Annotated in this window: 20 protein-coding genes, 1 other RNA gene and 1 pseudogene; 10 read left to right on the top strand and 12 right to left on the bottom strand. The window is 65.6% G+C overall.

From position 1 onward, the window contains the following. Nucleotides 1-76: 76 nt before the first annotated feature. Together FYJ28_RS15500 and FYJ28_RS15495 are read right to left on the bottom strand one after the other, a co-directional pair. Nucleotides 77-1,279: an extracellular solute-binding protein gene (locus FYJ28_RS15500; protein ID WP_154579948.1), complete on the bottom strand. Its 1,203-nt coding sequence runs from the start codon at nucleotides 1,277-1,279 to the stop codon at nucleotides 77-79. Nucleotides 1,280-1,352: 73 nt separating this feature from the next. Next, the gene (locus tag FYJ28_RS15495) at nucleotides 1,353-2,417 is read right to left on the bottom strand and encodes an ABC transporter ATP-binding protein (protein WP_326831761.1); all 1,065 of its coding nucleotides are present in this window, start codon (nucleotides 2,415-2,417) and stop codon (nucleotides 1,353-1,355) included. Nucleotides 2,418-2,584: 167 nt separating this feature from the next. On the opposite strand from FYJ28_RS15495, the gene FYJ28_RS15490 reads away from it, so the two are divergent. Further along, entirely contained in the window at nucleotides 2,585-3,370 is a 786-nt protein-coding gene (locus FYJ28_RS15490) for a FadR/GntR family transcriptional regulator (RefSeq protein ID WP_195840699.1), read from the top strand. After that, nucleotides 3,367-4,119 carry a PDC sensor domain-containing protein gene (locus FYJ28_RS15485; protein ID WP_154579946.1) on the top strand — a complete coding sequence of 251 codons (753 nt, stop codon included), beginning with the start codon at nucleotides 3,367-3,369 and terminating at the stop codon, nucleotides 4,117-4,119. The genes FYJ28_RS15490 and FYJ28_RS15485 overlap by 4 nt, the downstream gene beginning before the upstream one ends. Nucleotides 4,120-4,211: 92 nt before the next feature. Here FYJ28_RS15485 and yczE read toward each other — a convergent pair whose 3' ends face one another. Beyond that, complete coding sequence (gene yczE / locus FYJ28_RS15480) at nucleotides 4,212-4,817, bottom strand: membrane protein YczE (protein WP_055238935.1); 606 nt, start codon at nucleotides 4,815-4,817, stop codon at nucleotides 4,212-4,214. A gap of 73 nt (nucleotides 4,818-4,890) precedes the next feature. Beyond that, nucleotides 4,891-5,523, bottom strand: a complete 633-nt coding sequence (locus tag FYJ28_RS15475; protein WP_229780509.1) for a nucleoside/nucleotide kinase family protein — start codon at nucleotides 5,521-5,523, stop codon at nucleotides 4,891-4,893. A gap of 71 nt (nucleotides 5,524-5,594) precedes the next feature. Here FYJ28_RS15475 and ssrA point away from each other — a divergent pair. Beyond that, nucleotides 5,595-5,963: a transfer-messenger RNA gene (gene ssrA / locus FYJ28_RS15470) on the top strand. 74 nt (nucleotides 5,964-6,037) lie between these two features. Here ssrA and FYJ28_RS15465 read toward each other — a convergent pair. From FYJ28_RS15465 to rhaI, 4 genes are all read right to left on the bottom strand, one after another. Further along, nucleotides 6,038-7,054, bottom strand: a complete 1,017-nt coding sequence (locus FYJ28_RS15465; RefSeq protein ID WP_154579944.1) for a LacI family DNA-binding transcriptional regulator — start codon at nucleotides 7,052-7,054, stop codon at nucleotides 6,038-6,040. A 123-nt stretch (nucleotides 7,055-7,177) separates the two neighbouring features. Further along, a complete protein-coding gene (locus FYJ28_RS15460; protein WP_154579943.1) occupies nucleotides 7,178-8,641 on the bottom strand; it encodes a rhamnulokinase in 1,464 nt (487 codons plus the stop codon). 29 nt (nucleotides 8,642-8,670) lie between these two features. After that, complete coding sequence (locus FYJ28_RS15455) at nucleotides 8,671-10,734, bottom strand: bifunctional aldolase/short-chain dehydrogenase (RefSeq protein WP_154579942.1); 2,064 nt, start codon at nucleotides 10,732-10,734, stop codon at nucleotides 8,671-8,673. Between the two features lie 58 nt (nucleotides 10,735-10,792). Further along, nucleotides 10,793-11,959 (bottom strand): L-rhamnose isomerase, encoded by a 1,167-nt coding sequence (gene rhaI, locus FYJ28_RS15450; protein ID WP_055238931.1) that lies wholly within the window; start codon nucleotides 11,957-11,959, stop codon nucleotides 10,793-10,795. 304 nt (nucleotides 11,960-12,263) lie between these two features. Here rhaI and FYJ28_RS15445 point away from each other — a divergent pair, with 304 nt between their 5' ends. The 4 genes and pseudogenes from FYJ28_RS15445 to FYJ28_RS15430 all read left to right on the top strand — a co-directional run bounded on the left by FYJ28_RS15445 (nucleotide 12,264) and on the right by FYJ28_RS15430 (nucleotide 15,698). Then, the gene (locus tag FYJ28_RS15445) at nucleotides 12,264-12,632 is read left to right on the top strand and encodes an L-rhamnose mutarotase (protein WP_082413202.1); all 369 of its coding nucleotides are present in this window, start codon (nucleotides 12,264-12,266) and stop codon (nucleotides 12,630-12,632) included. A 70-nt stretch (nucleotides 12,633-12,702) separates the two neighbouring features. Continuing rightward, entirely contained in the window at nucleotides 12,703-13,998 is a 1,296-nt protein-coding gene (locus FYJ28_RS15440; RefSeq protein WP_154579941.1) for an MFS transporter, read from the top strand. A gap of 175 nt (nucleotides 13,999-14,173) precedes the next feature. Beyond that, a pseudogene (locus FYJ28_RS15435) lies at nucleotides 14,174-14,759 on the top strand (AAA family ATPase). A gap of 102 nt (nucleotides 14,760-14,861) precedes the next feature. Next, nucleotides 14,862-15,698, top strand: coding sequence for an SDR family oxidoreductase (locus tag FYJ28_RS15430; RefSeq protein WP_154579940.1), 837 nt, complete (start codon nucleotides 14,862-14,864; stop codon nucleotides 15,696-15,698). 2 nt (nucleotides 15,699-15,700) lie between these two features. Here the strand turns inward: FYJ28_RS15430 and FYJ28_RS15425 are convergent, their stop codons facing one another. The 4 genes from FYJ28_RS15425 to FYJ28_RS15410 all read right to left on the bottom strand — a co-directional run bounded on the left by FYJ28_RS15425 (nucleotide 15,701) and on the right by FYJ28_RS15410 (nucleotide 19,448). Beyond that, on the bottom strand, nucleotides 15,701-16,174 hold the full coding sequence (locus tag FYJ28_RS15425) for a GtrA family protein (RefSeq protein ID WP_154579939.1): 474 nt from the start codon (nucleotides 16,172-16,174) through the stop codon (nucleotides 15,701-15,703). Between the two features lie 146 nt (nucleotides 16,175-16,320). Continuing rightward, nucleotides 16,321-17,913 carry an ATP-binding protein gene (locus FYJ28_RS15420; RefSeq protein ID WP_154579938.1) on the bottom strand — a complete coding sequence of 531 codons (1,593 nt, stop codon included), beginning with the start codon at nucleotides 17,911-17,913 and terminating at the stop codon, nucleotides 16,321-16,323. Next, entirely contained in the window at nucleotides 17,910-18,728 is an 819-nt protein-coding gene (locus FYJ28_RS15415) for an alpha/beta fold hydrolase (protein WP_055238927.1), read from the bottom strand. The genes FYJ28_RS15420 and FYJ28_RS15415 overlap by 4 nt, the downstream gene beginning before the upstream one ends. A gap of 183 nt (nucleotides 18,729-18,911) precedes the next feature. Further along, complete coding sequence (locus FYJ28_RS15410; RefSeq protein ID WP_154579937.1) at nucleotides 18,912-19,448, bottom strand: dihydrofolate reductase family protein; 537 nt, start codon at nucleotides 19,446-19,448, stop codon at nucleotides 18,912-18,914. Nucleotides 19,449-19,613: 165 nt separating this feature from the next. On the opposite strand from FYJ28_RS15410, the gene FYJ28_RS15405 reads away from it, so the two are divergent. Genes FYJ28_RS15405 through FYJ28_RS15395 form a run of 3 tightly spaced genes read left to right on the top strand, consistent with a single transcriptional unit; the run spans nucleotide 19,614 to nucleotide 21,387 of the window. Further along, nucleotides 19,614-20,600, top strand: coding sequence for a pirin family protein (locus tag FYJ28_RS15405; protein WP_154579936.1), 987 nt, complete (start codon nucleotides 19,614-19,616; stop codon nucleotides 20,598-20,600). Nucleotides 20,601-20,614: 14 nt separating this feature from the next. After that, a complete protein-coding gene (locus tag FYJ28_RS15400; RefSeq protein WP_154579935.1) occupies nucleotides 20,615-20,935 on the top strand; it encodes a GNAT family N-acetyltransferase in 321 nt (106 codons plus the stop codon). After that, a complete protein-coding gene (locus tag FYJ28_RS15395; RefSeq protein ID WP_154579934.1) occupies nucleotides 20,932-21,387 on the top strand; it encodes a carboxymuconolactone decarboxylase family protein in 456 nt (151 codons plus the stop codon). The genes FYJ28_RS15400 and FYJ28_RS15395 overlap by 4 nt, the downstream gene beginning before the upstream one ends. Nucleotides 21,388-21,479 lie beyond the last annotated feature (92 nt).

Raw genomic sequence — 21,479 nt, 5'->3', positions numbered from 1 at the left:
CGCGGCTGGGAGGTTGGAAGCCGGTGGGCGGCGGCAGTTCTCTCCGCCGCCCACCGGCGGTCAGTACGGGCTGGAACTAGCCCTTGATCTCAGTCCAGGCCTTGGTCCATTCCTGGTAGTTGGTGCAGGTCACGTCGGTGCGGCCGTCAACGCACTGCTCAACGGGAGTGGTCCACATCCAGACCTGCTTGTAGTAGTCCTCATCGGTGGCGTGGAAGGTCTCGCAGTGGGCTGCGTTGGCTTCGGAACCTTCACAGGCCAGGGCGTTGGCCGGGGCCATGCCGAAGTTCTGTGAGATCTGGGCGTTGACCTCGGCGGAGGAGGCGTAATCCATCCACTTGTAGGCGCAGTTCGGGTTCTTCGACTCGGCGGCGATCATCCAGGTGTCGGACCAGCCGGTCGCACCTTCCTTGGGCAGCACGGACTCAACCTTGCCGCCGTCGCCCTGGGCCAGGTTCACGATGACCTGCCAGCCGGTGCCCATGTGGGCGGTGCCGGAGGAAATGGAGCTGACGGCCTTCAGGGCGTCGTTCCAGTACTCGCCCACCAGGCCGTTCTGGGTCTTGAGCAGTTCGACGGCAGCAGCGAGCTGCTCCTCGTCGAGGGCGTACGGGTTGGTGATGCCCAGGTCCGGCTGCGTGGCCATCAGGTACACGGCGGCGTCGGCGATGTAGATCGGGGAGTCATAGGCCATGGTCTTGCCGGCGTAGTCGGTGTCCTCTTCCCACAGCGGCGCCCAGGAATCCGGTGCCTGGGCGACGTGGTCGGTGTTGTACATCAGCACGTTCGCGCCGCGGCCGATCGGAACGCCGTAGCTCTTGCCGTTGAGCGTGTCGTAGACCTGTCCCTTCAGGCCGTCCACGATGTTGCCGAAGTTGGGGATCAGGTCGGTGTTGATCGGGGCCACGTCGCCGCCGGCGATCAGGCGCAGGGAGGCATCGCCGGAGGCCGAAACCAGGTCGTATTCACCGCTGCGCATCAGCTGGACCATTTCATCCGAGGTGGCACCGACCTTGCGGTTCACCTGGCACTTGGTCTCTTCCTCGAACGCGGAAACCCAGTCGGCGTCCGGGTTGGTGGAGCCGTCTTCCACGAAGCCGGCCCAGGCAATGATGTTGACCTGGCCTTCGCTTTCGCCGATTTCCGTGGCCATGGGCAGGTCCGGAACCTGGATGCCGGTGGTGCCGGAGTCCGTGGTGGAGGCGTCCCCGCCGCAGCCGGCCAGGACCAGCGAGAGCGAGGCGAGCGCTGCCAGCGGCAGGGCCTTGGTGATCTTCATGGGTGAACCTTTCATAGTGGGTGCGGAGCGGGTGGTGCAGGCCGGTGGTGGCTGGCCGGGTGGGATAAAGGTTTTAGGAGACGTGGAAGTTGAACCGGGAGGGCCACTGCAGTTCGACGGCGTCGCCGCGGGCTGCTTCCGTGGCCCGGGAGTCGTTCTGCTCCTGGACGATCAGCCGGTCCCCGGTGTCGGTCAGGGCGACGTAGCGCGTAGTGGGCCCGGTGTACACGATTTCCTCAATGACTGCCGGAACGGAGGAGAAGCCCTCCGGTGCCAGGGCACCGGGGGCAGCAAGGTGGATCCGTTCGGGGCGGATACTCACCAGGCCGTCGGCGCCGGTGAGCCGGCGGGAGAGTTCGCCCTCCACCAGGTTGGTGCTGCCAAGGAAGGTTGCCACGAAGCGGGTGGCAGGCCGCTCGTAAAGGTCTTCCGGGGTTCCCACCTGCTCGATCCCGCCGTCGTTGAACACAGCAATCCGGTCTGAGAGGGTGAGTGCCTCTTCCTGGTCGTGGGTGACGAAGATGAAGGTGATGCCCACCTCACGCTGGATCTGCTTGAGCTCAATCTGCATCTGTTCGCGCAGCTGCTTATCCAGGGCGCCGAGCGGCTCATCGAGGAGCAGAACCTGTGGACGCAGAATCAGTGCCCGTGCCAGGGCAATTCGCTGCCGCTGCCCGCCGGAGAGCTGGGAAGGCAGCCGCCCGGCGACGTGGGGCAGGCGGACCATCTCCAGTGCCTCGGCGACGCGGCGCTCACGTTCAGGCCTGGGTGTCTTGCGCAGCTTCAGGCCATAGCCCACATTCTGGGCCACGGTCAGGTGGGGGAAGAGCGCATAGTCCTGGAAGACGGTGTTGACGTCGCGTTCAAAGGGGGCCTTGGCCGTGACATCGGTGCCGTGCAGCTTAATGATGCCGCTGGTAACGGGCTCGAAGCCGGCGACCATGCGCAGCACCGTTGTCTTGCCGGAGCCGGAGGGGCCCAGCAGGGAGAAGAACTCGCCGGACCGGATGTCCAGATCCAGGTCCTTGACCGCGGTGAAATCGCCGAAGCTCTTCGTCACGGCCGAGAGGCTGATGGCGTTGCCGGGAGCAGCCTGTTCCTCGGCGGAGGTGGAGATAGGTGCAGCACTGGCTCGCACGGTGGTTCCTTTCACTTCAGCTGGAAGCGCCGAAGCGCGTCAGGTAGTAAAGCTATGAAACCAGATGTTATATGTAATTCACGTCACTTCAAGTAAATTTCTTGTTACGGATGCGCGGCCCCGCACTCTGGCGCCAGCCGGACCGTCAAGCTGGAAAGATCGTGAACATGCCCCACAACACCGCTCCCCAGAAACGCCTCCTAACTGCTGTCTTCGCTCCGCTGGGTGACGCCGGCAAGGCCAGCCGCGTCGAAGAGCGCATAGTTCAGGGGATTTCTGCTGGTGCGCTGCTGGACGGAGACCGTCTGCCAACCGAGATGGAACTGGCTGCGTCCATGGGTGTTGCCACAGTGACGGCCCGAGAAGCGCTGGCCGGACTGCGCTCCCGCGGGCTGGTTGAAACCAGGCGCGGACGCGAAGGCGGCACTTTTGTGACGCTGCCTTCGGGGGACCGGTCAGTGCTGGTGCGGCGCCGGCTGACCTCCATGAGTCGGGTGGAGCTGCGTGACCTCGCCATCCATTACGCCGCCATCGCGGCCACTGCCGCGGAGCTGGCTGCCGAAGCCGCCGAACACGAGGACGTGCAGGCGCTGGAACAGCTGCTGGATGTACCCGCCGGCAGCAGCCGCGCCGTCGGGGATTTCCTGTTGGAACTGGCGGCACTCAGCCAGTCAGCCCGGCTGACCCGAGAATACGTCCGCCTGCATACCGACTACGGGTCGCTCCTGGGCCTGGCGCACGCCGACCCGGTTTTTGACTCCACCATGGTTCGGCTGTGCCGCCGGATCTGCACTGCTGTCTCCGGGGCCGATCCCTCGACGGCGCGCTCACTGGTCCGCCAGTATGTCCAGGCCTCCGTGGCCTGGCTGATCGATGAACATACCCGTCTGCACTCCGCCGCCCTCACTACGGCGGAGCCATCACCCCCCGCACCCGCCAGGAGGAAAGCATGAGCATTTCCCGCAGTGAATCCCAACCGTTTCCGGCAGCGCAGCCGGAAGACGTCGGCATCTTTTTCCAGGAGCTCCTGGAACATCTCGAAGAGTGGAAGCCCCGGCTGGGGGCCCTGTTCAGCGACCCGGCGGCGCCGCCGCTGCGCCGGGAGGTGGATGCCGCCGTCGAGCCCCTAACGACTGCGCTGCTGGGAGGCAGCGACTATCCGGTTGCCGGAGGCGGGTTCGTGGCAGCGCACCAGGCTGTAAGCGATGCGCCCTGGCATATGGCCTGGTGGCAGGGCCGCAGCAAGGAAAACCAGCTGCTCACTTCACTCGAGAGCATGGGGGAGGCCTATGCCAGGCGGGAATGGTTCTCGGTTCCGCTGGAGACGGGTGCCAGCCATGTGACCGGCCCGTATGTGGATTTCATCTGCACTGACGAGTACACCGTTACCCTCACTTCCCCTGTCAGCGTGGGCAGACGGGTTGTGGGCGTGGTGGGCGCGGATGTCTTCGTGGAGTCGCTGGAGGAAGTGCTGCTCCCGGACCTGCGCAGCCTGCACCCCGAGGCGTCCCTGGTCAACCGGGTAGGGCGTGTAGTGGTCTCAGCGGATCCGCAGCTGGCGGCCGGACGGCTTCTGGTGGGGGACTGGCGCAACGCTCCTGATCTGCTGCGGATGGAACTCCGCGGAGCCGAGTACGCCGGGCGCCTGGCGGCAGTTTATCCGTGCGGCAGCCTGCCGCTGGCGGTCGCGGTCCCCGCGTAACGCTTCCTCCCTGCCCCGCCGAAAGGCCAGTTACGGCTCTTCTCAGCCGTCAGAAGAGCCGTAAGTGCCCTCTCGACGGAGGACGGGCGGGCTCAGACAGCGGACGCCGGGCGTGCCGGAATGTGGAAGAACGGCACGGTGCGGTTGACCATGGGACCGATCAGCAGGGCAAAAGCCACAGTGCCCAGTCCGACGGCGCCCCCGAGCGCCCAGCCGATGGCGAGCACAGTAACTTCAATGCCTGTGCGCACCGCCCACAGGGGCCAGCCGAAACGGGCATGGAGTCCGGTCATCAGTCCGTCCCGCGGGCCGGGCCCCATCCGCGCACCGATGTACAGTCCGGTTGCCACCGCCAGCAGTCCCAGTCCGGCGGCGAACATCAGGATCCGGGCCCACAGCTGCGCCGGTTCGGATACCAGGGCCAGCGCCACCTCGGCGCTCGGTCCCACCAGCAGAACGTTCAGGACCGTACCTGCACCGGGTTTCTGCCGCAGCGGAATCCAGAGCAGCAGCACCGCCAGCCCGATCAGGTTGGTGACAAGCCCAAACGCGATCCCCGTCTGGATGCTGGTGCCCTGCCCCAGCACGTCCCACGGCGAGACGCCCAGACCGGCACGGATCATCAATCCGATGGAGAAACCGTAGAAGAAAAGGCCGGCCAGCAGCTGAAGCACCCGGCGGAGGAAGTTCACGGACATGGACTCAACCAAACTCCTCCCGGCCCGGTAATCCAAAAGCGCCCCTCAGAGAGGAGAAATATGGGGTAACCGGTTAAGCACGCAGGCGTATGACGGCGTCGGCGTTGCCTGCGTGGCGGGCAACCAGTTCCGCGTTGGCCTGGTCACTGCCCAGTGCCCACGCCCGGGCGTCAGCGGGGCTCTTTCCAAATGATTCATGCCGTGCTGCCAGCCGTTTCAGCCGTTCACCTTCGTCCAGTTCGAGATACCAGACGGCGTCGAGCTGGGCCCGGGCCCGAGACCAGTCACCGGAGTTCAGCAGCAGGTAATTTCCTTCCGTGATGACCAGCGGGACGCTGCGTTCCACCGGGACGGCCGAGCCAATGGGTTCTTCGATGTCCCGCCGGAATTCCGGGGCGTAGACCACCGGCTCCTGCTGCTCCCGCAGCCGGCCCAGCAGTGCCGCGTACCCGCCGTCGTCGAACGTATCCGGGGCGCCTTTGCGTTCCCGGTTCCCCCTTGACTCCAGGACCTGGTTAGCCAGATGGAAGCCATCCATGGAAACCACGACGGCGAGCTGAAGTCCCAGTTCTGCGGCCAGAGCGGAGGCCAGGGTGGATTTGCCTGCGCCGGGCGGGCCGGTGATGCCGAGGATGCGCCGGGGCCCAGCAGCAAGGCGGCGTGCCTCGGCAGTGAGTTCGGAGAATGTGCGGTCCAGGATCTGCATGTGTTCCATCTTTGCGCAGGGGCTGGAATGTTCCGGGGTGCCGGTGGGTTAATGGCTGTGTAACTGAATATGGGGATGATCGGTATCGACGATGTTTGCCGTACCTGGGGAAGCGGGCCGAGGATGCAGGGTTATCTCGCAAACGCCCCCTGTAAACAAATAAGTGCCAAACCTATGCGCACTGACTTCGCTCTCGCCGCCTAGGCCAGAGTGAGTCCGTCAGACCGGAAACGCTTCCGTTCCGGATCCTGGCGTCGTTAAGGAAGCCACTGCCGGACACCGCTGCCGTTCAGGTGTCCGGGACAACTGGAACGGCTGGGCCTGGATCAGCCACCCGCCTGCGGGAGGGCTGGGGCCGAGAAAATCCACAGCAGGCTGCGCCCGGAGAAGCCCAGGCACGTCGGCGTCGGACGGGGGTTCGATTCCCCCCATCTCCACCAGGCTGCGTCCCGTCTCGAAAGGCCGGGGCGCAGTCTTTTCTATGCCTGCAGCCGTGGCCGGCGGGTCCCTGCTGCTAGCGGGCGCCCGAGGACTCCCGAACCACAAGCTCCGGCTGGAATCTCACGTGGCGGTGGCGGTGGTCTTCAGCCAGCTCGTCCTCCAGCAGCTCAACCGCAGTGCGCCCAATCAGCCGGGCCGGCTGGCGGATGGAAGACAGGGGAACGATCGCGGACGGCGCGAAGTCGATGTCGTCATAACCGACCAGGGCGATGTCCTGGGGCACCCGGATGCGGTGGTCGAAGACGAAGGCCTGCAGCAGCCCGATCGCCAGCAGGTCATTGGCGGCGAACACTGCCTCGGGCCGGGACCGGGCCGGACGGCGGAGCAGTTCCTCGCCCACCCGCCTGCCCTCAAGCACCGTCAGGGCCGTGGTGCCTACGACGTCCAGTGAAGATCCGGGCACTGCTTCCACGGCTGCCTGGGCGCCGGCCTGTCGGTCGGTCACCTGGTGCAGGCCTGCAGGGCCGCCCACGAACGTGATGCTGCGCGCGCCTCCGGAGAGCAGGTGGGCGACTGCCAATCGCCCGCCTTCGACGTCGTCCACTGCCAGGGAACAGTACTGGGCGGCGGGAGCCTGTTCATCCACCAGCACCACCGGAGTGCCGCGGGAACTAAGCCGGTCAATGCGGCTGCGGTCCTGGGAGGACTGCGGCGTAATGAGCACCCCGCGCACCCGCTGTTCCTCGAACAGATCCAGGTAGACCTCTTCGCGTGTGCGGGAGAGCCCCGAGTTGCCCACGATTACGGCCTGGCCGAGGGTATCCGCTGCGGCTTCGGCTCCGCGGGCGATCTCGTTGTAGAACGGGTTGCCTGTGTCCTGGACTACCAGTCCGATGGTCCGGGAGCGGCCGGCCTTGAGCTGGCGTGCGACGTCGTTGCGGACATATCCAAGGTCCTCGATCACCTTCAGGACCCGGCGGCGCCGGTCCTCGGAGACGACTTCCGGCCGGTTGATCACGTTGGAAACCGTTCCAATCGAGACCTTGGCTTCCCGGGCGACGTCCTTGATGCTGACCGGGAATCTGTCCATTTCTCTTCTCTTCCGTCCGGACGGGGTCCACTTCTCCTGGCACCGTCACCGGCGGGCCGGGCCCGCGGGACAGGTTCTTATTGTAAGCAGCATGTCCTTTGGGCGCCGGAGCGCCGGCTGATGTTACAGGGCAGCCCGGACCCGCGGCTCGTAGCGGATCGGTTCGAAGGTGCGGGCAACCAGACGGCGCAGTTCCTCCAGCCCGCCCGAAACCAGGCCCGCAGCCCGTGCCTGGACCAGCACGTTGCCAATCGCCGTGGCTTCGACCGGGCCAGCGTAAACCGTGCGCCCGGTCCGGTCTGCCGTGAGCTGGCAGAGCAGGGTGTTCTGCGAGCCGCCGCCCACCACATGCACGGTGCGGATACTGCGTCCGGTGAGGGTTTCCATCTGTTCGATGACATCCGCGTAGGCGGCTGCCAGCGATTCAAGGATCGAGCGGACCATTTCGGCCCGCCCGCGGGGCGGCTGCACTCCGTGCTCTTCGCACCAGGCGGTAATCCGTGCGGGCATATCGCCCGGTGCCGTGAAGCGTTCGTCCTGCACATCGAACACCGGCACCGGAGCGGTGACCGCTGCCGCCTGGCTGATCAGCTCGGCCAGGTTGCTGGTGCGCTGGGAATCGGTGGTGCCGGGTCCGTCCCACGTGCGGATGGACTCGGAGAGCAGCCACAGCCCGGACACGTTCTTCAGGTACCGAATGCGCCCGTCCACGCCGCCTTCATTGGTGAAGTTGGCGGCATGGCTCTCGGGAGTCAGTACCGGGCCGGGCAATTCAACACCCACAAGCGACCAGGTGCCCGAGGAGATGAAGGCTGCATTCTCATCGGCGAACGGAACAGCCACTACAGCGGATGCAGTGTCGTGTGAACCGACTGCGGTGACCGGAACGCCGGCCGGGGCACCGAGCTCTTCGGCCACAAAGGGCAGGAGTCTGCCGATCTGCTTCCCCGGAGCGATGAGCGGAGCGAACAGGTCAGCGGAAAGCCCGAGCCTGTCCATCAGCGCTGTGTCCCACTGCCGGGTCCGGGCATCGAGCAGTCCGGTGGTTGCGGCGTTGGTCTCCTCCGTGACCTGCCTGCCGGTGAGCCAGTAGGCAATAAGGTCCGGGATCATCAGCGCCCGCTCCGCCATCGCCAGGTCCCCGCGCTGCCGGTCCACGGCCAGCTGGAACACGGTATTGAACGGGAGATGCTGCAGCCCGCTGCGGGAATAGAGCTCCTCCGGGGAAACTGCCGCGTGCACGGCCTGGACACCGCCGGCGGTGCGGTGGTCACGGTAGTGGTAGGGCAGGCCGAGCAGCTTCCCGCCGCGCAGCAGCCCGTAATCCACTGCCCAGGAGTCGACGCCGATGGACCGGACGTCAGGTTCCTCCCGGAAGGCCTGGGCCAGCCCGGCGGTCAGTGACCGGTAGAGCTCGGTGATATTCCAGTGCAGGCCGGGCCCGTCCCCCTCGTGCAGCCGGACCGGCTGGTTGGGGAAACGGGCCACGTGCCGCATCCGGATCCGGCCGCCGGACACGCCGCCGAGGATGACCCGGCCGCTGGTCGCCCCGAGGTCGACGGCCGCTACGGATGCCGTTTGCTCCATGGTCACTCTGTCCTTTCCTGCTGCGCCGCTTAGCGCAGGAACGCGGCGGCGACGCCGGCGTCGACCGGGATGTGCAGGCCGGTGGTGTGGGAGAGGTCGGAACTGGTCAGCACTGCGGCTGCGTTGGCCACGTTTTCCGGCAGGACCTCACGCTTGAGCAGGGTGCGCTGGGCGTAGAACTTGCCCAGCTCCTCCTCGGGCACACCGTAAACCGCTGCCCGCTTGGCTCCCCAGCCGCCGGCGAAGATGCCGGAGCCGCGGACCACGCCGTCGGGGTTGATGCCGTTGACCTTGATGCCGTGTTCGCCCAGTTCCGCGGCCAGCAGGCGCACCTGGTGGGCCTGGTCGGCCTTGACGGCGGAGTAGGCAATGTTGTTCGGGCCTGCGAAGACGGAGTTCTTGGAGGAGATGTAGAGGATGTCCCCGCCCATTTCCTGGGCGATCATGGCCTTGGCAGCGGCCTTGGCCACCAGGAAGGAGCCCTTGGCCATCACGTCGTGCTGCAGGTCCCAGTCCTTTTCGGTGGTTTCCAGCAGCGGCTTGGAAATGGACAGGCCGGCGTTGTTCACCACAAGGTCGATTCCGCCGAAGGCCAGCACCGTGGCATCGATGGCGGCGGCAACCTGCCCCGCATCGGTCACGTCGGCGCGGACACCAATAGCCACGTCGGAGCCGCCCAGTTCGGCTGCCACCTGCTCGGCAGCCTCAAGGTTCAGGTCGGCGATGACCACGCAGGCGCCCTCGGCGGCGAGGCGGGTGGCGATGGCCTTTCCAATCCCCGACGCCGCGCCGGTCACCAGAGCGACGCGGGTGGCGTGGCTGCGGGGCTTGGGCATCCGGGCCAGTTTGGCTTCCTCCAGGGCCCAGTATTCGATCCGGAACTTCTCCGACTCATCGATCGGGGCGTAGGTGGAGATGCCTTCGGCACCCCGCATGACGTTGATGGCGTTGAGGTAGAACTCACCGGCCACGCGTGCGGTCTGCTTGTCCTTGCCCCAGGAGAACATGCCCACGCCGGGCACCAGCACGATCGCCGGGTCGGCTCCGCGCATGGCGGGGGAGGCGGCGTCGGCGTGCCGCTCGTAGTAGGCCTGGTAGTCGGCCCGGTAGGCCTCGTGCAGTTCCTTCAGGCGCGCGATGCAGTCTTCGACGGGTGCGTCGGCCGGCAGGTCCAGGACCAGCGGCTTCACCTTGGTGCGCAGGAAGTGGTCAGGGCAGGAGGTGCCCAGCGCAGCCAGCCGGGGATGCTCGGCAGCGGAGAGGAAATCAAGGACCCGCGGATCGTCCATGTAATGGCCCACCTGGGGGCGGTCGTGCGATGCCAGTCCGCGGATCACCGGGGCCAGGGCTGCGGCCTTGGCATGGCGCTCGGCCGTCGGAAGAGCTTCGTAGCCGGCCAGTACCGGACCGAACGGTTCAGCCTTGGAGTGTTCGGCGATGTACGCCTCGGCGGTGTCAATGATCCACCGGGAGTTCGCCTCGGCCTCGTCGCTGGTCTCACCCCAGGCGGTGATGCCGTGGCCGCCGAGGATGGTCCCAACAGCGCCGGGGTTGGCTTCCTTGATCGCGGCGATGTCCAGGCCCAGCTGGAACCCGGGGCGGCGCCACGGTACCCAGACCACCTTGTCACCGAAGATCTTCGCGGTGAGTTCCTCGCCGTCGGCTGCCGTTGCGATGGCAATGCCGGAGTCCGGGTGCAGGTGGTCAACGTGGGCTGCATCGACCAGCCCGTGCATGGCGGTATCGATCGAAGGCGCTGCTCCGCCCTTGCCGTGCAGGCAGTAGTCGAAGGCCGCAACCATCTCGTCTTCGTGCTCCACACCGCGGTAGACGTTCTTCAGTGCCTGTACCCGGTTCAGGCGCAGCACAGCGAGGCCCTTCTCGGTGAGCGTTCCGAGGTCCCCGCCGGATCCCTTGACCCACAGCAGTTCGATGTCCTCACCGGTAACCGGGTCCGCCGCGGTGCCCTTGGCGGAGGTGTTGCCGCCGGCATAGTTGGTGTTCTTTGGGTCTGATCCGAGCCGGTTGGAACGGGCGATGAGGTCTGCGGCGACGGTCCGACCGGTCGTCGTGTTGCTGGCGTGGGCGTTCATGCGGAAGTCTCCTCGTGGAGTGGGTGGAATTCGTTGGGAGCGGGACGGCGCGGGCGGCTTAGGAGCCCCAGGAAGCCTGGGTTCCGCCAACGCGCTCTTCAGCGATGCGCTGCTGGTACCCGGATGCTGCGTAGGCTGCCATCGGATTGGCCGGCAGGCCGCGGGATTCGCGCCAGGCAGCCAGCTGCGGGCGGACGTCGGTGTAGAACGCGTCCATGAGGACTTCGTGGGCCCCGAGGACATCCCCCGCCGCCTGCGCGGCGGCCAGTGCTTCGCCGTCGATCAGCAGGGCGCGGGCCGTCATTTCCTGGACATTGAGCACCGAGCGGATCTGGCCCGGGATCTTGTCTTCGATGTTGTGGCACTGGTCAAGCATGAAGGCCACGCCGTTTTCCGGGTTGAGCCCGCCGCCGCGCACCACCTCGACCATGATCCGGAAGAGCTGGAACGGGTCTGCGGCTCCGACAATCAGGTCGTCGTCGGCGTAGTTGCGGGAGTTGAAGTCGAAGGAGCCCAGCTTGCCCAGGCGCAGCAGCTGCATCACGATGAACTCAATGTTGGTGCCCGGTGCGTGGTGGCCGGTGTCCAGGCAGACCTTGGCCTGGTCGCCCAGCGCGGCGACCTGGGTGTACGCCGTGCCCCAGTCCGGCACGTCGGTGTGGTAGAAAGCCGGTTCGAAGAACTTGTACTCCAGCACCAGCCGCTGCTCGGAACCCAGGTTGGAGTAGATCTCCGCCAGGGATTCGGCCAGGCGGTCCTGGCGTCCGCGCATGTCCTGCTGCCCGGCGTAGTTGGTGCCGTCTGCAAGCCAGATCTTCAGGTCCCTGGACCCGGTGGCGTTCATGATCTCCAGGCACTCCAGGTGGTGGTCGATCGCTTTGCGGCGTACCCCCGGATCAGCGTGGGTGAGGGAGCCGAACTTGTATTCCTCGTCCTGGAAGGTGTTGGAGTTGATGGTGCCCAGTGATACGCCCTGGTCTGCTGCGTAGCGGGCGAGGGCGGCATAGTCGTCCACCTTGTCCCACGGGATGTGAAGCGCGACGGCCGGTGCCAGCCCGGTGAAGCGGTGAACCTGGGCGGCGTCGGCGATTTTTTCCTGCACCGTACGCGGAGTTCCCGGCGTCGAGAAGACCTTGAAGCGGGTTCCGGAGTTGCCGAAGGCCCAGGACGGGAGTTCGATGGCCTGTGCGGCCAGCTGGGGGGCGATGTCGTCGAATACAGGCATGTGCGTCACTTCTCTGTGGTAGCCGGCGGGCGGCACCGGGTCATGCTGGGCACCGCATTGAATCGTTTCATCAAAGTATGCCGTTCATGCTGGGAAGGTCAAACGTGGTCCCTGTAAAGAACAGTGGCAGCGGGAGTAACGACTTCTTGAAACGTCTCAATTTTTGGGTACTATGAGTCCGGCAGTGCATGAGAGGTCCCTCACAGGATCCGCTCGGCCGGCCCATCCTCCCGGGGTGGCCACCCCTGCTGCCGCCACTGGTGCGAAGTCCTCCCGGACCCGCCACATTACGAAGGAGTGATGCATGGGCTCTCCCCTAGCCACGGCCGAGCTGCAGGAGCTGGTTCAGCTTCCTGCCGGGGTCACCAGCACGCGCGGCTGTTTCCTGCTGCACATCCGCCCGGAGCGGCTCGCCGAGTACGTCGAGGTCCACCAGCGGGTCTGGCCGGAAATGCTGGACGCGCTGCGCGAGACCGGATGGCGGAACTACTCGCTGTTCCTTCGCCCGGAAGACGGCCTGGTTGTGGGCTACTTTGAGGCGGAAGACGCCGAAGCCACCCAAAAGCTCATGGACGCGCATCCCGTCAATACCCGGTGGCAGGCCGAGATGGCCCAGTACTTCGTGGAAGGTACCTCGGCGCAGGCGCTGACGCAGTACTTCCACCTCTCCTAACCCAGTTTTATCCGGGGCACAGCCGTGCCCGCTTCACAGCACCTTCTTCACTGTTGCAGAAAGGCTCGCCATGAGCACCACGAAGCTCGGCGGATGGAAAGCCACCATCGCCGTGTCCATGTCCAACTACATCGAGGCCGGTTCGATCATCGCACTGGCCACCAGCCTGTCCCTGTGGCAGGAGTATTTCGGGTTCAGCAACCTGCTGGTGGGACTCGTCGCGGCCCTGAGCGCGAACGCGTTCGGTGCGGCCATTGGCGCACTCATCGGCGGACCGCTGGGTGACCGGTACGGCCGGAAGTTCATCTACACCTATGACCTCATCCTTTACATGCTCGGTACACTGCTGGTCATTTTCGCCGTGGCTCCCTGGATGCTCATTGTCGGCGTCATCCTGACCGGCATCGCCGTGGGCGCCGGTGTACCGGTGGCCTGGACCTACATCGCCGAGGAAGCCCCTGCCGAACACCGCGCAAAGCACGTGGGCACCGCCCAGCTGGCCTGGTCGCTTGGCCCGGCACTGGTGTTCCTGTTCGCCACCATCGTGGTGCCGCTTGGCCTGACGGGCAGCCGAATCATCTTTGCCCACCTCTTTGTGGTCGCCTTTGTCACCTGGTGGATTCGCCGGGGCCTTTCGGAATCTGTCACCTGGAAGAAGTCCGACGAAGAGCGCCGCACGGCCGAAGCCGGCGGAATCAAGCGCCGGAACTACCGTGAACTGCTCACCAACGCCACCAACCTCAAGGCCCTGCTGTTCCTGACCGGCGTCTACGCGCTCTGGAACCTGGTTGCCGGCCAGATGGGCATCTTCATGCCGCGCGTCTACGAGACCGCGGGCGTCGAATCCGCCACCCAGCAGAACCTGCTGCAGGTACTCCTGTGGACCCTCACCGTGGTAGCCACCTACTTCGGCTTCATGAAGTACGGCGACCGGGTTGACCGCCGCAAGCTCTATGGCATCGGAGCCGTGCTGGGCATCATTGCCTGGCTGCTGCTGGTCTTCGCGCACGTCACTATGCCGGTGCTGATCCTGTTCGCCGCCCTCTGGGGTATCTCCGCAGGCATCGGCGCCCAGGCCTTCTACGCTCTCTGGGCCGCAGAAATGTTCCCCACCCGGCTGCGCGCCAGCGCTCAGGGCGTGCTGTTCTTCGTGGCACGCATCGTCGTCGGCGTGCTCAGCTACTGGTTCCCCACTCTGCTGGCCGAACAGGGCGTGCCGTTCGTTGGCATGATCATGATCGGTGCACTCGTGGCAGCCATGGTGATCGGCGTCCTGTGGGCCCCGAACACCCGCGGCCGGACCCTGGAAGACATCGAGGCGGAGCGTTACGGCAACGCTCCGGACACCGCCAAGCAGTCAGTCTAGGCACAGAAAAGCCAAGGGCCTCCGGCCCGGTACCGGTTACACGCCGGACCGGGCAGGGGGCCTTTGTGCTGCTGCAGGCAGTTCAGCGGGTTTCCGGGCGGAACCCGAGGCAGCGTCCATCCGGTATCCGGTCCCGGCGCCTGCCGGCTCCATGCGTGCTGTAACAATGGGGCGCATGGCCATGCACAGATTCCCGGTCCGCCGACTGGAGGAAGACCCCGCCCACCCTCTGGAGCGCAGTACCTGGCCGGCAGTGCTGCCGCCGGTGGCCCAGATACTGGACCGCGGCCTCGATTTGGGGCCCGCTACCATCCTCGTGGGGGAAAACGGCTCAGGCCACACGGAGGGGATACTTCCTGAGGGCCGAAACGATGCACGGCTTCTACACGTATCTCGAAGAGAATCCCCGCATGGACCGGCCAGACATCCCCTTCCACGAAATGTCCCATGGAGAGTCCTTCCTGGAGCTGGCTGCCGACCGCTTCCGGGGACGCGGGCTCTGGGTGCTGGACGAGCCTGAATCGGCGCTCTCCTTCTCCGGCTGCCTCAGGCTTCTCTCGGTGCTGAAGGGGCTGCTTGCCGACGGCCGGTCACAGGTCATCATGTCCACCCACTCACCGCTGCTGGCAGCGCTGCCCGGGGCAGAGATCCTGGAAGTGGGCACCTGGGGGCTGCGGCGGCGGACCTGGGAGGATCTTGACCTGGTGGAGAGCTGGCGGTCCTTCCTGAGTTCACCGGAGAGGTTCCTCCGCCACCTCTGAGCCGGCAGTTTCGTGACTTCCAGGGCACAGGGTAGTTGGATGTGCCATACGGCAGTTGCCAGGGGTACCGACGCCCCTGCGGCCGGAATTCAAGGAGGTTCCATGGGACGGGTCAGCGGCAAGACGGTCTTGGTCAGCGGGGGTTCGCGGGGCATCGGGGCGGCCGTGGTGCGCCGGCTGGTGGAGGAGGGTGCACAGGTGGTCATCGGAGACGTGCTCGACGACGAGGGCCGGGCGCTTGCTGATTCCGTGGGTGCGGCAACGGCTTTCGTCCACCTGGATGTCACCAGCCCCGACGACTGGGCGGCGGCCGTCCGGAAAGCGGAAGAGCGGTTTGGTGGCCTTGACGTTCTGGTGAACAACGCCGGCATAGCGAATTTCGGCAGCATCGAGGACTACACGCTGGAGCAGTGGAACACGATCATCGGAATCAACCTCACCGGCGTATTCCTGGGCATCAAGGCCGTGGTGGAACCAATGAAGCGCTCCGCGGGGGCATCCATCATCAACATTTCCTCCACAGCCGGGCTGCAGGGGTACAAGGACCTGCCGGGATACACGGCCGCCAAATACGGGGTGCGCGGGCTGACTAAGTCTGTTGCGATTGATCTCGGTCCCTACGGAATCCGGGTCAATTCAGTGCACCCGGGTGCCATCCGTACACCCATGACAGAGGGACTGGAAGGCGGGCAGGAACATGTGGCGCTGCACCGCAGGGGCGAGCCGGAAGAAATCGCGAACCTGGTCCTGTTCCTCGCCAGCGATGAATCCAGCTTCTCCACGGGCGCCGAGTTCGTGGCCGACGGCGGAGAGACCGCCGGGCTGGCACGGTACGAGGTGGCAGTGCTGAGCTCTGAACCGGGCCAGGCGCCGTCGTCGCCTCCGGGGCCGTCCATGCCAAGCCAGGCCCCGGGGTCGCCGGAACCGCCTGCCATGTGAGGTTAGCGGGGCAGTTCTGCGTCTTCGCGCGCGGGGCTGCCCACGCTGCCCCTCGGCTCCGTGAACACGATGTACCGGTAGGCGAAGTAACGGAAGACGTTGCCGAGCAGGACACCGATGATGTTGCCGGAGATGTTGTCGGCGAACTGGCTGGTGAAACCGAGGACGTAGTGGGAGACAAACAGGCAGCCGGTGGCGATGCCCAGCCCGATCAGGTTCGTCAGCGCGAAGAGGATGGTCTCCGAACGCACGCTCCGGCCGCGGGTCCTGCGGAAGGTGAGGTAGCGGCTGCCCAGCCAGGAGATCGTGGTGGCCACAACGACGGAGACGATCTTGGCGGAAATGGGATTGTCGTCCAGCACCGTGGAGACCAGCAGGTTGAACAGGCCGATGTCCACCAAAAAGGCCACGGTCCCCACAAAGGAGAACGAACCCAGCCTCCGGAGTACCCTCCGGGCAGTAGAGATGCCGTCCATGCTGCTACCAGTTCTCTGTGCGGCCCGGGAGGGGCTGCGTCGCGGTTGCCTGCGCATCGGCGGCAGGCCTAAGAACCACGGAAATTGGCTCTTTCTTCATGTTTTCACATGGACCAAAACGGTACAAAATCGCCGCTCCGCCCCGATTACGCGAGCTTGGGGAGCCGGACGCGGAAAACGGTGCCCTTTCCCGCCTCGCTGCTGAGGGTGATTGTGCCGCAGTGGGCATCAACGATGTTCTTGCTGATGACCAGGCCCAGGCCGACCCCCGGAATGGCTGCCTTGCGGCTGGTGCCCGACCGGAAGAACTTGGTGAAGACCTCGGACTGCTCCGCTTCGGTCATGCCGATCCCGGTGTCGGCGACCTCGAACTCCACGGTGTCGGCGCTGTCCCACGCCCGCACGGTGACCCGGCCGCCGTCGGGGGAGTACTTGACCGCGTTGGACAGCAAATTGTCGATGACCTGCCCTACCCGCTGCGGATCCAGCACCGCGGGCAGGCTCCAGGGGAAGTCCGCAACAAGCTGGACCTTGCTGATCTCTGCCTGGGGTGCCGCAGAGGTGAGGGCACTGCGGAGCAGTTCCGCGAGGTCGGCCGGCGCCCGTTCGATGCTGCTGGGGCCGGCGGCGGCGGACAGCAGGTCGGAGACCAGCTCCAGGAGTTTCTCGGAGTTACGCTGTGCGACGCGCAGGGACGTCGCGACGTAGGCGGGCATCTTGTCTTCTTCTTCCAGCGCCAGGTCCAGGTAACCCATGATGGACGTCAGCGGGGTGCGCAGCTCATGCGAAACATTGGCAACGAAGTCCTCCTTGGCCGCGACTGCGTTTACCAGTCCAGTGACGTCGCTGAAGGCCAGGACGGACCCCTGGAAACCGCCCTGGCGCTGCACGGACCGCGCGGTCACGCTGAACGCCCGCTGCTGCTCTCCGGTTCCGAACCAGACCAGATAGTCGGAGAAGGACTGGCCCAGGACAGTACGGCGGACGGGACGCATCTCCGCAGGAAGGGGCGTCGTTCGGTCCGGGCCGAAAATGAGCAGCTCGCACTCGTTCGCTTCCGTTGTGCCCGGAGGGAGGGCGCGGCGGTGGATGAAACGCTGCCGGGAGTTGGTGAGGATGGTGTTTCCCTCTTCATCCACCACGGAAACGCCAACCTCAACGGTGTCCAGCACCGTCTGCAGGAGCGATTCCTTCCTGCGGCTTTCAGCCAGGCTTTCCTGCAGCACACGGTCCTTCTCCCGCAGGGCACGCTGCTTCTCCAGTACGTCCGCCTCCGCGCTTGCACGGGCCGATTCTGCCCGTTCGGCAGCACGCAGTGCCGTGACAAGTTCACGTTCGTACAGGCGCCGTTCGTGTGCGTTGAAGACGACGACGCGGTCCACCGCAGGCCTGGAGCCTTCGGCAGGGTGGCGGGTGGCGGAGATGAGCGCCGGCAGGCGGGTGCTGTCTGCGCTGACAAAGTCGACCGCAAGCTCGGCGAAGGACCGCCCAACGCCCAACTGGGGCAACGCATGCGTTGAATAGACGATCCGGTCGCCCACCGGAAGCAGGGACAGCAGGCTGGTGCCCACCAGCTCCTCACGTGGGTGGCCGATCCAGTTGGCGAACGTGGCGTTTGCTTCGACGATGGTGCCGTCATCCAGGGTCACCAGATACCCGGAGGGGGAGCCATGGAAAAGCTCCCGGTAATCCAGGTCCATGGCAGGCTGAGGCAGCTCCGTGCCGGTTCCATCCGTCACAGCGGTGTCCCGGCGAGGAAGGCGAGAATCGCTGTCGCGGTTTCTGCGGGTGCGCTGACGTGCGGAAGATGGCCGGTGGCGTGCAGCTGCACCAACGTCGCCTCCGGCATGAGGTCACGGGTGTAGACGCCGATATGAGGCGGCGCCAGCAGATCCTGGGAACACTGCAGGATGAGCGAGCGGACTTTGACTTCCGGCAGCTGTCCGCGGACATCGGAACAGAACGAGACCCGGGCAAAGTCCCGGGCCACCGCGGGGTCAAGGCGGCAGAAGCTGCCTTCAAGCTCATTGTGGAGTTCCGGGCTGCCGGGATTGCCCATGATCATGGGGGCCATGGCAGCGGCCCACACAATATAGTTCGCATCCAGGGAAGTGAGCAGCTCGTCGATGTCCGCTGAGGTGAAGCCTCCCCTGTAACCATCCTCCGGACGGTCCATATAACTCGGTGATGACGCGAGCAGGACCAGGTTTGCGAACCTTGCAGGATCGGCCGCGCCGGCTGCAACGGCCATCATGGCGCTGACGCTGTGCCCAACGAATGTGACTTCCCTCAGATCCAGTTCGGCGCAAATCTCCAGGAGGTCCTCCACATATCCCTCGAGGGAGGAGTACTTGGCCGGGTTGTACGCTCCCTTATCGGAACCGCCGGCCCCCACATGGTCGAAAAGCACCACCCGGTAATCCGCCGTGAAGTAAGGAAGGACCCTGCGCCACATTCCCTGGTCGCAGCCGAAGCCGTGTCCGAACATGACAACCGGTCCTTCGCTGTTGCCAAGGACCTGGACGTTATTGCGGGCGGTAACGTCAGTCGTCATGGAACGGCGGCCTTCGGTTGGGGCGGAGTGGGGGAGGAGATGCTGGAGTGAACTTTACCGTTCCGCAAGCGCACTCTGGTGAATCCTGAGAAACGACACGGCGCGCTGATCAGGCAGGATGACCGGCAGGTGCATTTGCCGGGAATCTCCGCCCTGAGCGGTGTCTGGCATCCCCGCCGGCCCTCACCCCCGTGCGAACCGGAGCTCCGCGGCGCCGCCGTTGAAGGAGGTGGTGCCCACCAGATGCATTCCGCTGATTGGGTTCCGGACGGGAAGGAGGGGACGCCCGGTTCCCAGCGCCACGGGCATGTAGGTGATCCACAGCTCGTCCAGCAGTCCGGCATCTGCGAACTGCGCTGCTACGTCGCCTCCGCCCACAACCCACACGTTCCTGCCTCCGGCGTGCAGCATGGCCTCCTCCAGGATTGGCTCCGGGTCTCCGCTGACAAACCGGACGCCGGAGCCCGGCGGGGCCTGAAGCTCCCGGTGCGTCAGCACCAGGCAGGGGAGTTCCCCGTAGTCCCAGGTCCCGGGCTGCTCACGGCGGATCCAGTCATAGGTTTCGGCACCCATGATGATTGCCCCAATGCCCGCGATAAAGCTGTCGTAGTGGTCCTGGAAGGACGCGAAACCGAAGCTTAGGAGCCAATCCAGGCTGTTGTCTTCGGTGGCGATGAAGCCATCCAGTGACGATGCGACGTAGTAGATGACCTTAGGCATGGATCGAGAATAGTGCCGGGGTGCGCCGGGGGTTAGGTTCCTTCCCCTCCTCCACGCCGTGAGGGCGTAAACTGCCCGTCCAGCGCTCCGGACGGATGCCTGTCATTTATATGCATATGCATATATCATCGGAGAAGCTGCAACACATTGTGTGAGGGGAATGGCATGAGCAACATCGAGACTGCGCCGCTGGAAGTCGAGTGTGCCAGTACGCCCGCCGCCGACGTTGAAATCCATACGCCCCGGGATGTGCCGCTCGGCGGGCCCCGCGCCATGCCGGTGCGCCGTACCCTTCCCCAGCGGAGCCGCAGCCTGATCGGCGCCTGGTGCTTCGTGGACCATTACGGTCCCGACGCCGTCACCCGCACCGGGGGGATGGTGGTCCCGCCCCACCCGCACACCGGCCTGCAGACCGTCAGCTGGCTCTTCGCGGGCGAAATTGAGCACAGGGACAGTTCCGGTGCACACGCCATGGTTCGCCCCGGGGAAGTCAACCTCATGACGGCCGGGCGCGGCATTGCCCACTCCGAGGTCTCCACGCCGCAAACCGCCACCCTGCACGGCGTTCAGCTCTGGCTGGCCCTGCCGGAAACCTCCCGCCACACCGATCCCCGCTTTGAGCACTACGCGCCCGAGCCCGTCCGTGGCGGGGGCTGGGATTTGCGCGTGTTCCTTGGGGAACTGGCGGGCTCGGCGTCCCCGGTGCGCGTCCATTCGCCCATCCTCGGCGCAGAAATCTGTCTGGAACCGGGAGCCGTGCTGGAACTCGACGCCGATCCCCGTTTCGAGTACGGGCTCCTCGCGGACACCGGGGAGCTGCGCTTTCAGGGCACCGGTGTTGTGCCCGGCGAGCTGGCGTACGTGCCGACCGGAAATACGACGCTGCGGATTAGTGCGTCTGCAGATGCTGCAGTCCGTGCCGTGCTCATCGGAGGGGAGCCACTGGGCGAAACGATCGTCATGTGGTGGAACTTCATCGGCCGCAGCCACGAGGAAATAGTGCAGTACCGCCGGGATTGGCAGCAGCACATTGGTGCCGAATCCCATCCCGGTGCGGATCCTGCGGACCGTTTCGCAGTGGTGCCCAACGATCCGCTGCCGCCGCTGCCTGCACCTGACCTGCCCAACGCCCGTCTGCGCCCGCGCAGCTAAAGAAAGGCCGCCTGATGAAAATCCAGCACAACCCCGCGAAGCAGCGCTATGAAGCGATTGACGAGGGCGACGGCACAGTAGCCGGATTCGCTGCCTACCGTGACCGCCCGGGGAGCCGGGCGTTTACCCACACAGAGGTCTCCGATGCCTACGCGGGGCAGGGGGTGGCTTCGGAACTTGCCCGCTTCGCCGTCGAAGACGTGCGCGACGCCGACCGGCGGCTGGTCCCGTATTGCCCCTACATCGCCCGCTGGCTCACAAGGCATCCGGAATACACCGGATTCGTGGACTGGCCCCAGACCGCGAAAACCAAGAATGGGGAGTCAGCACGTTGAGTGGCAGGGTCTTTATCGACAAGCAGAACCGGCCGGTTTACCAGGCGCTTGGAGCTACGGCAGCGGCTATCCGCAGCGCTGCGGAGGAAGCGGGGCTGGGCCGGATCATCATGGAACTCGTCAACCTGCGCGTTTCCCAGCTCAACGGCTGTGCCTTCTGCCTCGACCTGCACACCCGCCAGGCCCGGGAGGCCGGCGAGAGCGACCAGCGGCTGTCCGTACTGCCGGCCTGGCGGGACACTGATCTGTTCGACGACACGGAGCGGGCCGCCCTGGGCCTGGCTGAAGCGCTGACCCACCTGCCCTCAGACGAGGTCCGCCAGGAGCTCTTTGCCAAATACCGTGGACAGCTGAGCCCGGAGCAGTTTTCCGTGCTGAGCTGGGCAGTGGTGGCCATGAATGCTTTCAACCGGGTCTCGATCATCAGCGGCCACCCGGTCAAGCCCCGCTGACCTTCGCGGCTGCGGCGCCGGCATCCTGCCCAGTCGACCAGCTTTCCTCCGGACTGTCTGCCATGGAATAGTGGCGGCCATACCGTAAGCAT

Source organism: Arthrobacter sp. BL-252-APC-1A (assembly GCF_009696625.1).
Taxonomy (GTDB): domain Bacteria; phylum Actinomycetota; class Actinomycetes; order Actinomycetales; family Micrococcaceae; genus Arthrobacter_B.
This window is presented reverse-complemented; position numbering and strand designations above follow the sequence as displayed.

Coding starts and splice junctions, on each gene's coding strand:
- FYJ28_RS15500 (WP_154579948.1), bottom strand. CDS start 1,279: ATGAAGATCACCAAGGCCCTGCCGCTGGCAGCGCTCGCCTCGCTCTCG.
- FYJ28_RS15490 (WP_195840699.1), top strand. CDS start 2,585: ATGCCCCACAACACCGCTCCCCAGAAACGCCTCCTAACTGCTGTCTTC.
- FYJ28_RS15485 (WP_154579946.1), top strand. CDS start 3,367: ATGAGCATTTCCCGCAGTGAATCCCAACCGTTTCCGGCAGCGCAGCCG.
- yczE (WP_055238935.1), bottom strand. CDS start 4,817: ATGTCCGTGAACTTCCTCCGCCGGGTGCTTCAGCTGCTGGCCGGCCTT.
- FYJ28_RS15475 (WP_229780509.1), bottom strand. CDS start 5,523: ATGCAGATCCTGGACCGCACATTCTCCGAACTCACTGCCGAGGCACGC.
- FYJ28_RS15465 (WP_154579944.1), bottom strand. CDS start 7,054: ATGGACAGATTCCCGGTCAGCATCAAGGACGTCGCCCGGGAAGCCAAG.
- FYJ28_RS15460 (WP_154579943.1), bottom strand. CDS start 8,641: ATGGAGCAAACGGCATCCGTAGCGGCCGTCGACCTCGGGGCGACCAGC.
- FYJ28_RS15455 (WP_154579942.1), bottom strand. CDS start 10,734: ATGAACGCCCACGCCAGCAACACGACGACCGGTCGGACCGTCGCCGCA.
- rhaI (WP_055238931.1), bottom strand. CDS start 11,959: ATGCCTGTATTCGACGACATCGCCCCCCAGCTGGCCGCACAGGCCATC.
- FYJ28_RS15445 (WP_082413202.1), top strand. CDS start 12,264: ATGGGCTCTCCCCTAGCCACGGCCGAGCTGCAGGAGCTGGTTCAGCTT.
- FYJ28_RS15440 (WP_154579941.1), top strand. CDS start 12,703: ATGAGCACCACGAAGCTCGGCGGATGGAAAGCCACCATCGCCGTGTCC.
- FYJ28_RS15430 (WP_154579940.1), top strand. CDS start 14,862: ATGGGACGGGTCAGCGGCAAGACGGTCTTGGTCAGCGGGGGTTCGCGG.
- FYJ28_RS15425 (WP_154579939.1), bottom strand. CDS start 16,174: ATGGACGGCATCTCTACTGCCCGGAGGGTACTCCGGAGGCTGGGTTCG.
- FYJ28_RS15415 (WP_055238927.1), bottom strand. CDS start 18,728: ATGACGACTGACGTTACCGCCCGCAATAACGTCCAGGTCCTTGGCAAC.
- FYJ28_RS15410 (WP_154579937.1), bottom strand. CDS start 19,448: ATGCCTAAGGTCATCTACTACGTCGCATCGTCACTGGATGGCTTCATC.
- FYJ28_RS15405 (WP_154579936.1), top strand. CDS start 19,614: ATGAGCAACATCGAGACTGCGCCGCTGGAAGTCGAGTGTGCCAGTACG.
- FYJ28_RS15400 (WP_154579935.1), top strand. CDS start 20,615: ATGAAAATCCAGCACAACCCCGCGAAGCAGCGCTATGAAGCGATTGAC.